General features: G+C 40.6%; 6 protein-coding genes and 1 pseudogene. All 7 read left to right on the top strand.

Annotated elements, in window-relative coordinates:
- Positions 1-716 precede the first annotated feature (716 nt).
- The 7 genes and pseudogenes from PVE40_RS07845 (at position 717) to PVE40_RS07815 (ending at position 8,800) form a co-directional block, all read left to right on the top strand.
- Positions 717-1,681, top strand: a pseudogene (locus tag PVE40_RS07845) (IS30 family transposase).
- 235 nt (positions 1,682-1,916) lie between these two features.
- Positions 1,917-2,774, top strand: a complete 858-nt coding sequence (locus tag PVE40_RS07840) for an ABC transporter permease (protein ID WP_420828522.1) — start codon at positions 1,917-1,919, stop codon at positions 2,772-2,774.
- A gap of 10 nt (positions 2,775-2,784) precedes the next feature.
- A complete protein-coding gene (locus PVE40_RS07835; protein ID WP_274731342.1) occupies positions 2,785-3,666 on the top strand; it encodes a carbohydrate ABC transporter permease in 882 nt (293 codons plus the stop codon).
- 29 nt (positions 3,667-3,695) lie between these two features.
- A complete protein-coding gene (locus PVE40_RS07830) occupies positions 3,696-5,312 on the top strand; it encodes an ABC transporter substrate-binding protein (protein WP_274731341.1) in 1,617 nt (538 codons plus the stop codon).
- A 35-nt stretch (positions 5,313-5,347) separates the two neighbouring features.
- Positions 5,348-6,835 (top strand): glycoside hydrolase family 32 protein, encoded by a 1,488-nt coding sequence (locus PVE40_RS07825; protein WP_274731340.1) that lies wholly within the window; start codon positions 5,348-5,350, stop codon positions 6,833-6,835.
- On the top strand, positions 6,832-7,698 hold the full coding sequence (locus tag PVE40_RS07820; protein WP_274731339.1) for an ROK family protein: 867 nt from the start codon (positions 6,832-6,834) through the stop codon (positions 7,696-7,698). Before PVE40_RS07825 ends, PVE40_RS07820 begins: the two co-directional genes overlap by 4 nt.
- A 118-nt stretch (positions 7,699-7,816) precedes the next feature.
- Positions 7,817-8,800, top strand: a complete 984-nt coding sequence (locus tag PVE40_RS07815) for a LacI family DNA-binding transcriptional regulator (protein ID WP_274731338.1) — start codon at positions 7,817-7,819, stop codon at positions 8,798-8,800.
- The last annotated feature ends 57 nt before the right edge of the window (positions 8,801-8,857 follow it).

Below are 8,857 nucleotides of genomic sequence, written 5' to 3'. Positions count from 1 at the left end.
TACTATATCCCAAAAAAAGAAAATAGCAGGCAGTAACCCCCGTCGGGGTTTCTACCTGCTAATCTTAGTATGTTTTTGCACCAATTTTTTTGAGATAACCGCAATAAAATATCGGCTCTGCCCAAACCCGCAAGCTGAGACAGCTTGACCTCATAAATGAGCGGGAGCTCCCACTCAAACTCATCCCCGCACTCGCCGTGAGGCATGCACAAAAGTGTTTTATCCGCTAGTCTATCAACTCCTTAAAGCATCAAAAAGGGGCTTACTGCTTTAGTAGTTAGCCCCTTTAATTCGATTTAACGTTGATAGACATCAACTAAATATCATAAAACTTCATAAGCTATAATGTCCGCTTATCTAAACACTCTAAATACTTGATCCGCCCTTTCCTTAGTTTTTCTCTAAGAAAGCTCCTGAGACGGGAACTGACCCACTAAAATGGGACAGACGTAAACTATTTTTTTCGTGCAAAAAAACCTTCATCTGATGGAAAACTGCTGATAAAGAGGCGCCATTCATTTTCATTTTGGGAATTAGCCCGAAAAATAAACTCAAAAAGAGACGAGTATGCCTACTTTTGGGTATTTATCGTCTCTTTTTTGGGGAGTGATTTTTATGAAACGTCGATTGTAAAATTAAGCTAGACAAATAAATAAGCCATTCGTGGTACACTCAAATTGTAATTCCGACCAAAGAATACAAAGGAGTGATCACGAATGACCTACACCCATCTTACCACGGATGAACTGGTGATGATAGAGGCTTATTACCACCAAAATATCGCAGTGACGACAATATCAGCCCGCTTAAAACATTCCAGAATGACAGTCTACAATGTAATGTCATCAACTTTTTGAAAGAAGGCCATACGGCCTTGGAATATTACCAACAATACAAGAAAAACAAGCAGCGTTGCGGAAGGCGCAAGATTGTCCTGCCAACGGAACAACAGGTGTACATCAATGAAAAGGTCGCCCAGGGATGGACGCCAGATATCATCGTCGGCCGGAAAGAAATGCCAATCGCATGTTCCATGCGGACACTCTATCGTCGCTTCAAGGAAAAGCAGTTTGATTAAACAACCTTGCCCATGAAGGGAAAACGGAAACCAAACGGCTATCAAGAACGCCGGGGGAAACAGGCCTTCAAGCGGAATATCGCTGAAAGGGAGACCGATTACCCGGCATTTCCGGAGGAATTTGGTCATCTCGAAGGCGATATCATTGTGAGTGTTCAACACAAGAGTGCCGTTATTACCTTGGTAGAACGCCTCTCCAAAATCATCATCACCCTAAAGCCCGATGGGCGGAAGGCAAATGACATTGAAAACACTATGAATCAATGGCTCGAATCGATTCCTAGAAACTTATTCAAATCGATTACGTTTGATTGTGGGAAAAAATTCTCCAATTGGAAAGCGTTAAGCAACCAACATGATAGTGCGATCTATTTTGCCGATCCCGGAACGCCTTCACAGCGGGCACTGAATGAAAACTCCAACGGGTTACTGCGAAAAGATGGATTACCAAAAGAAATGGACTTCAACCAAGTGGATCAAGTGTTTGTCTCTTCAGTTGCAAACAAGCGAAATAATATCCCACGAAAATCATTGGATTACCAGACGCCACTGGAAGTATTTTTGAGTTACCTAGATGAATCAACTTTGTCTAGCTTAAATTGACAAATCAAAGTTTTTAAAAGTAAAAAAACAATTGACAGCCCTTTCAGAGGGTGGTAATATAGCCCTATAAATGAAACGTTTCCAAAAAGGGAACTTTATTTTTTGAACGAATTGGAAACGTTTCAAAAAGGAGGGAAAAGGATTGGCAACATCTGCCGTTGATAGACCAGAAACGAAAGTGAAAAGACGTTCTTCAAGATGGGAGTATATCAAAAAGCACCGCATCTTGTACCTGATGCTACTTCCGGGGTTACTACTGACTTTGATTTTTAAGTATATCCCCATGTATGGAATTTTATTAGCTTTTAAGGATTATAACCCATTGCAAGGGATTTGGGGTAGTGATTGGATAGGATTAGACAACTTCAGAGAATTCTTAGGTTCACCGAATTTCGGGATGCTGTTAGAGAACACATTAAAAATCAGCGTTTACGGGTTAATTTTAGGATTCTTTCCTCCCGTCATACTTGCGATTTCGTTGAACCAAATTATGAATAGGAAATGGAAAAAAAGATTTCAACTGATTCTCTATGCGCCAAACTTTATTTCATTGGTTATTATCGTCGGGATGCTGTTTGTCTTTTTGGCTGCGAATGGTCCGATTAACTCGATTATTGAATCCATTACGGGACAAACGGTGCGATTTATGACGGAACCCAGCTATTTCCGTACGCTCTATATTGCCTCTGGAATCTGGCAGGGAATGGGTTGGGCTTCTGTCCTTTATACCGCAGCACTATCGAATGTAAGCCAAGAGTTAATCGATGCATCGTTCATTGATGGTGCAAATATACTGCAGCGCATTTGGTACATTGATCTGCCCACGCTTCGACCGATGATGCTGATTCAGTTCATCCTATCAGTTGGAGGGGTAATGAACGTCGGTTATGAGAAAGCATTCTTGATGCAGACACCTATGAATCTGCCGGTCTCCGAGATTATCTCGACGTATGTCTACAAAGTGGGTCTGCAAATGGGCGACTATGGATATTCCACAGCCGTTGGGTTATTCAATACTGTCATTAACGTTATTTTACTGCTCATTGTAAATGCAATTGCGAATAAAATAAGCGAAGACGGAAACGTTCTGTAAGGAGGATAAAATGATTTCATTAACAAAATTTGACAAGCGGATTTTATGGTTGAATCGTATGGTGATCGGGCTGCTTATTCTTGTCACGTTGGGACCTTTAATCTATGTACTGATTGCCTCCTTTATGGACCCGTTCACACTACGTTCACAAGGCCTCAGCTTCAACCCGGCAAACTGGACGCTGGAAGGTTATCGAAGAGTACTGCAAGATCCAGCGATTGTACGAGGGTTTATCAATTCAATTGTTTACTCGTTTTCTTTCAGTATTCTCACCGTCGCGTTGTCCGTTCTAACTGCTTACCCATTATCAAAGAAAAACTTAGTAGGGAAAAGACCCATCACTGCTTTCCTTATGCTCACCATGTTCATCGGGGGAGGGTTGGTTCCTACCTACTTGTTGATCAAGAATTTGGGAATGCTCAACTCGATATGGGCAATTGTTCTGCCAGGAGCCGTGAATGTTTGGAATATTATTCTGGCAAGAACGTATTTTAGGCAAATGCCTGCTGAACTGGAAGAAGCAGCCATCATGGATGGGGCTAACGAGATGCAAGTTTTTCTGAAAATTATGTTGCCGCTTGCTAAACCTATTATCTTTGTGCTGTTTCTGTATGCTTTTGTCGGACAATGGAATTCCTACTTTGATGCGATGATTTATTTGAATGATGCAGATTTACAACCGCTCCAACTTGTATTAAGGAAAATTTTAATTCAAAATCAGCCACAACAAGATATGGTAGGTGCTGTCACTGAAATGGCGGAAATGGCACAGTTGGCTGAATTAATTAAATATTCGACCATTGTAGTATCCAGTTTGCCGCTCTTAATCATGTATCCATTTTTCCAGAAGTACTTTGACAAAGGTATTATGGCAGGTTCCTTAAAAGGATAAAAAATATAAAAAAAGGAGTATCAATCATTATGAAAAATAAAAAAATAGCCCCCTTTATTCTAAGTACCACAGCAATAACCCTGCTAGCAGCTTGTTCGGGAAATGGAGATAGTGCGTCTTCTCCGGATTATGAATTAACGGATATCACCCTACCTTTGGAAGAAACCGTGACACTGAAAATGACGACTTCCAGTTCGCCGCTGGCACCTGCTGATCCGAATGAAAAATTGATTTTCCAGCGGTTGGAAGAAGAATCAGGTGTTCATATTGATTGGAAAAACTATTCATCGGATTATGTAGAAAAACGAAATCTAGATATTTCTTCCGGTGATTTACCTGATGCGATGTGGAATGCAGGTGCGAGTGACTATGACTTACTTTCCTGGGCAGAAGATGGTGTCATCATTCCGATTGAAGATTTGATTGAAAAACACATGCCGAATTTCAAAAAAGTTCTCGACGAAAATCCGGAGTATTTAGGGATGATTACCGCTCCGGACGGTCACATTTACTCCTTGCCTTGGATTGAGGAATTAGGACAAGGGAAAGAATCGATTCATACAGTTAACGATATTCCTTGGATTAATGTAGATTGGTTGGATGCTCTAGGATTGGAAATGCCGCAAACAACGGATGAACTAATGACTGTGTTGGAAGCTTTCAAAACCCAAGATCCCAATGGGAACGGCGAAGCGGATGAAATCCCAATTTCGTTTATTTTTGACGGTGGAAACGAAGATATGAAGTTTTTATATGGTGCGTTTGGAATTGGTGACAATGATGATCACCTTGTGGTAAATGATGACCATACAATTGATTTTACTGCGGATAACGAGGAATACAAAGAAGCTACGAAATACTTCAACGAATTATATAACAAAGGGTTGATTGATACAGAAGCCTTTGAGCATGATTGGAATGCCTATATTGCCAAAGGAAAGGAACAAAGATATGGGCTGTACTTCACCTGGGATAAAATGAATGTTTCTGGTGATAATGAATCTTATCAACCGCTTCCTGTATTAGAAGGGCCTACCGGTATCAAGCATGTGACACGTACCAATGGGTTCGGCTTTAGTAGAGATCGGTTCGTAATCACCAGTGCAAATAAAAACTTAGAACTAACGGCAAAATGGGTAGATCAAATGTATGAACCTATTCAATCCGTTCAAAACAACTGGGGAACCTATGGGGATGAAGAGTTGCAAAATATCTTCGAATTGGACGAAGAAAATCAAATGTTGAAACATTTACCGTTAGATGGAACCGCCCCTGGAGAACTGCGTCAAAAAACTGAAGCGGGTGGCCCGTTAGCGATTTTGGATGAATACTATGGAACAGTCACAACTATGCCGGATGATGCACAATGGCGTCTCGATATTTTCTATGACAACTATCTAGAATTTGTCAATAATGAAAACAACTATCCACGTGTGTTCTTGTCTCTAGAGGACGCAGACAGAATTGCTCAAATTGATGCCGACCTATTTCCGTTTGTAAATCGGAAAAGGGCAGAATGGATTACCAATGGAAAAATTGATGAAGAGTGGGACAGCTATGTGGAAGAATTGGAACGTCTGGGATTGAGCGAATGGATGACCATCAAACAAGAGGCATACAATCAAAACCAAGCAGCCAATGAGTAAGCAGTCCAAAAAAGAGCAACGAAAGAGGGAATGAAATGGAACAAGGAACAAAACCAGTTTATACACTAGCTGAAGCTAGAGAATTTGTTGAGGCGAATCGAGCACGGGTGGATGGTACATACAGAAACCAGTACCATCTCATGCCGCCGGTTGGATGGATGAATGATCCAAATGGTTTCATCTATTACCAGGGAGAATACCATCTCTTTTATCAGTTCTATCCTTATGATTCAAAGTGGGGTCCTATGCATTGGGGACATGCCAAAACAAAAGATTTAATCCATTGGGAAGAACTGCCCACTGCCCTGGCTCCAGATGAAGCATATGATCAGGATGGCTGTTTCTCAGGAAGTGCCATTGAAAAAGATGGAAAACTGTATTTGATGTATACCGGGCATCGCATCGAAAAAGGGGTCGTATATCAAACACAATGTATTGCCGTATCCGAAGATGGAATCAATTTCGAGAAATACGCAGCCAATCCGGTGATTGATGAAAAAAGAATGGGTGAATATGGGAATATCCATGATTTCCGGGATCCGAAGGTAATCAAAAAGGATGGCAGCTACTATTCAATCATCGCTTCCAAAACAGAAGATGACCGTGGACTGATTCTCCTTTATCAATCCGATGACTTATATGAATGGAAATTTTTCTCTGTATTATTGGAAGGAACCCATGATCAAGGGGTAATGTGGGAATGTCCCGACTTATTCCATTTGAATGGGAAAGATGTCTTGATCATGTCACCGATTGAAATCAACCCTAGAGGAGTAGAATTTCATAATACAAGTTCTACGGTAGCTTTCATCGGCCAAATGGATTGGGAAACCGGTTCTTTTGCAGTAGAAAATGACCATGAAATTGATTTTGGTTTGGACTTCTATGCACCACAAACAACCAGGGACAGTGCTGGACGTCCGGTGATGATTGCTTGGATGCAAATGTGGGGGAGAACCTTACCAACTGACTTATTGGGACATAAGTGGGCTGGATCCATGACACTTGCCAGAGAGCTGTGGGTGGAAAACAATCGCTTGTATCAAAAACCAATTTCAGATATTTATCAATCACTAAAAATCCTTGAAAAACAAACAAATATTGTCATCGAAAATGAAGTGAAAAAATATCATTCTATCAGTACCAACAATCGTTACTATCATTTAACGTTGGATGTAAGTCGCGCCGAAGCATTCCAGGTTTGTTTAGCAAAAAATAAACTCGGCGGCCTCGTGCTTGACTTTGACAAAGAAACCAATCAATTAACCTTTTCTCGAAAAGATTTTGGTCATCCAATCACAGGAAGTGAACCTACCCAGTTAACAGAGCGGACAGTAATCCTGAATGGCAATAAGATAGAATTGGAAATATTTATGGACACTTCGTCTGTTGAAATCTTTGTTAACCAAGAGAAAACCATGACTTTTACTTTCTATGAAGAAACCCTTGAACCGAATTTATACATTGAGGCGAAAGGAAGCCTGGAAGTACCGCTTTTGGAAATAGGATGTGTACAAGTATGAAAGAATTATTTGGAAGTATCGAGGCGGGGGGAACAAAGTTTGTTCTGGCAATAGGCGATTCTGATTACAATATCGTTGAGCGGCTGTCTATTCCTACTCACACACCGGAAGAAACAATGCCCAATGTGATTGATTTTTTCAAGCAATATCAATTGAAGGGAATCGGCTTGGGATGTTTTGGGCCTATTGATTTGAAAAAAACATCCCCCACTTATGGGTACATTACGAATACTCCAAAAATTGCTTGGCAAATGTATAACATTGTAGGGGAATTAGAAGAAGCATTAAATGTCCCGGTTTTCTTCACTACGGATGTAAATGCGGCTTGTTATGGGGAGTATACAACCGGAAGTGCCCGGGATTTAGATAGTTGTGTGTATTTTACTGTGGGAACAGGAATCGGGGCGGGAGCCATCAATCAAGGCTCCTTTGTGGAAGGCTTCAGCCATCCTGAAGTTGGACATATGATTGTAAACAAACATCCCCTTGATGACTATATAGGGAACTGTCCCTATCATTCAAACTGCCTGGAAGGTTTTGCTTCGGGACCGTCCATTGAAGAACGGCTTGGGAAAAAAGGAGAAAAAATCGATGAGCAAGATCCGATTTGGGATATCATTTCTTCCTATCTGGCTCAAGCAGCCTACAATACGACACTTTATTTCTCACCCCAAAAAATTATTTTTGGTGGTGGAGTAATGAAGCAACCTCACCTGCTTGGAAAAGTAAAAAGTCAGTTTGAAGAATTGTTAAATGGCTATGTCTTAACTCCTGCAGTAGAGAACTATATTGTATTACCAGAATTAGAAGATAACACAGGTACAATCGGTTGTCTTGCCTTAGCAAAAGGACAACACACATAAAATTAGAAATGTTCCCTTCAAGAGTGATGAGTGCCATTCCTTGAAGGGAACTTGGTTATTTTAGTCATTTAAATTATACTGAGATTTAAAGACAACGAAAAAATAGGAGGTGTCATAATTGAAAGCGACCATGAAAGATGTGGCTAAGCTAGCTGGTGTAGGTCTTGGGAGTGTTTCGCGCGTTATAAATAATGTGCCGGTTAAAGAAAGTACAGCTGCTAAAGTAAAAGCAGCCATTAAGGAATTAAATTATGAGACAGACATCTATGCGAGAGGATTAAAAACGAATAAGACCGATACAGTTGCTTTGATCCTGCCTACTATATGGCATCCTTTTTTCGCAGAATTTGCGTACTACGTAGAAACGGAGCTCGAAGAAAGGAATTATAAATTATTACTGTGCAACTCGGATGGAAGACCAGAAAAAGAATACGAATACATTCAAATGGTCAGACAAAATAAAGTGGATGGTATTATAGGCATTACTTATTCCGATATTGACCAGTACATTTCTAGCAGCTTGCCTTTCGTTAGTATCGATCGCTATTTTACTGAAGATGTGATTTATGTGACAACGGACAATGTGGAAGGGGGACGGTTGGCCGCTAGAGAACTATTTAAAAGAGACGCAAAACATGTGGCTTTTGTAGGTGGACATCAAGAGACTCCAAACGAAACGAAAAACCGAAGAAAGTACTTCCAATTAGAAGCTGAGAGATTGGGATTGGAATGTGAAGTGCTAGATTTGATGGAACCAATTCACGATTTACAGTCGGATATAGAGAAGTTTTTGCTCGAGTACCCCACAATAGATGGGATTTTTACGATCACTGATTTGGCTGCATTGGATGCCGTGCATGTCATCAATAAATTAGGGAAAAAAGTACCTGAAGACATTCAGGTGATTGGATTTGACGGTTTGAAGATGACAAAAGAAACGCAATATGTCGTCTCCACAATCGCTCAGCCAGTTGAAGATATGGCCAGAACGGCAGTCTCCTTACTACTAAACGTTGTGGAAGGGAAAGAAGCACCATCGAGGACGGTCCTTCCTGCTGCCTTTAAGGAAGGTACAACTACGAAAAAATTAGAGAACAGATAAGAGTGAAATTGAACAGATAGAAATGACTTGATTGCTACATGATTAGTTATATTTGAC

The sequence above is a fragment of the Jeotgalibaca caeni genome, assembly GCF_028863945.1.
Taxonomy (GTDB): Bacteria; Bacillota; Bacilli; order Lactobacillales; family Aerococcaceae; genus Jeotgalibaca; species Jeotgalibaca caeni.
The sequence above is the reverse complement of the archived record's forward strand: the minus strand, read 5'-3'. Positions and strand labels throughout refer to the sequence as shown.

Excerpts from the sequence above, each read along its gene's own strand:
- PVE40_RS07840 (WP_420828522.1), top strand. The coding sequence starts at position 1,917 with ATGCTACTTCCGGGGTTACTACTGACTTTGATTTTTAAGTATATCCCC.
- PVE40_RS07835 (WP_274731342.1), top strand. The coding sequence starts at position 2,785 with ATGATTTCATTAACAAAATTTGACAAGCGGATTTTATGGTTGAATCGT.
- PVE40_RS07825 (WP_274731340.1), top strand. The coding sequence starts at position 5,348 with ATGGAACAAGGAACAAAACCAGTTTATACACTAGCTGAAGCTAGAGAA.
- PVE40_RS07820 (WP_274731339.1), top strand. The coding sequence starts at position 6,832 with ATGAAAGAATTATTTGGAAGTATCGAGGCGGGGGGAACAAAGTTTGTT.
- PVE40_RS07830 (WP_274731341.1), top strand. The coding sequence starts at position 3,696 with ATGAAAAATAAAAAAATAGCCCCCTTTATTCTAAGTACCACAGCAATA.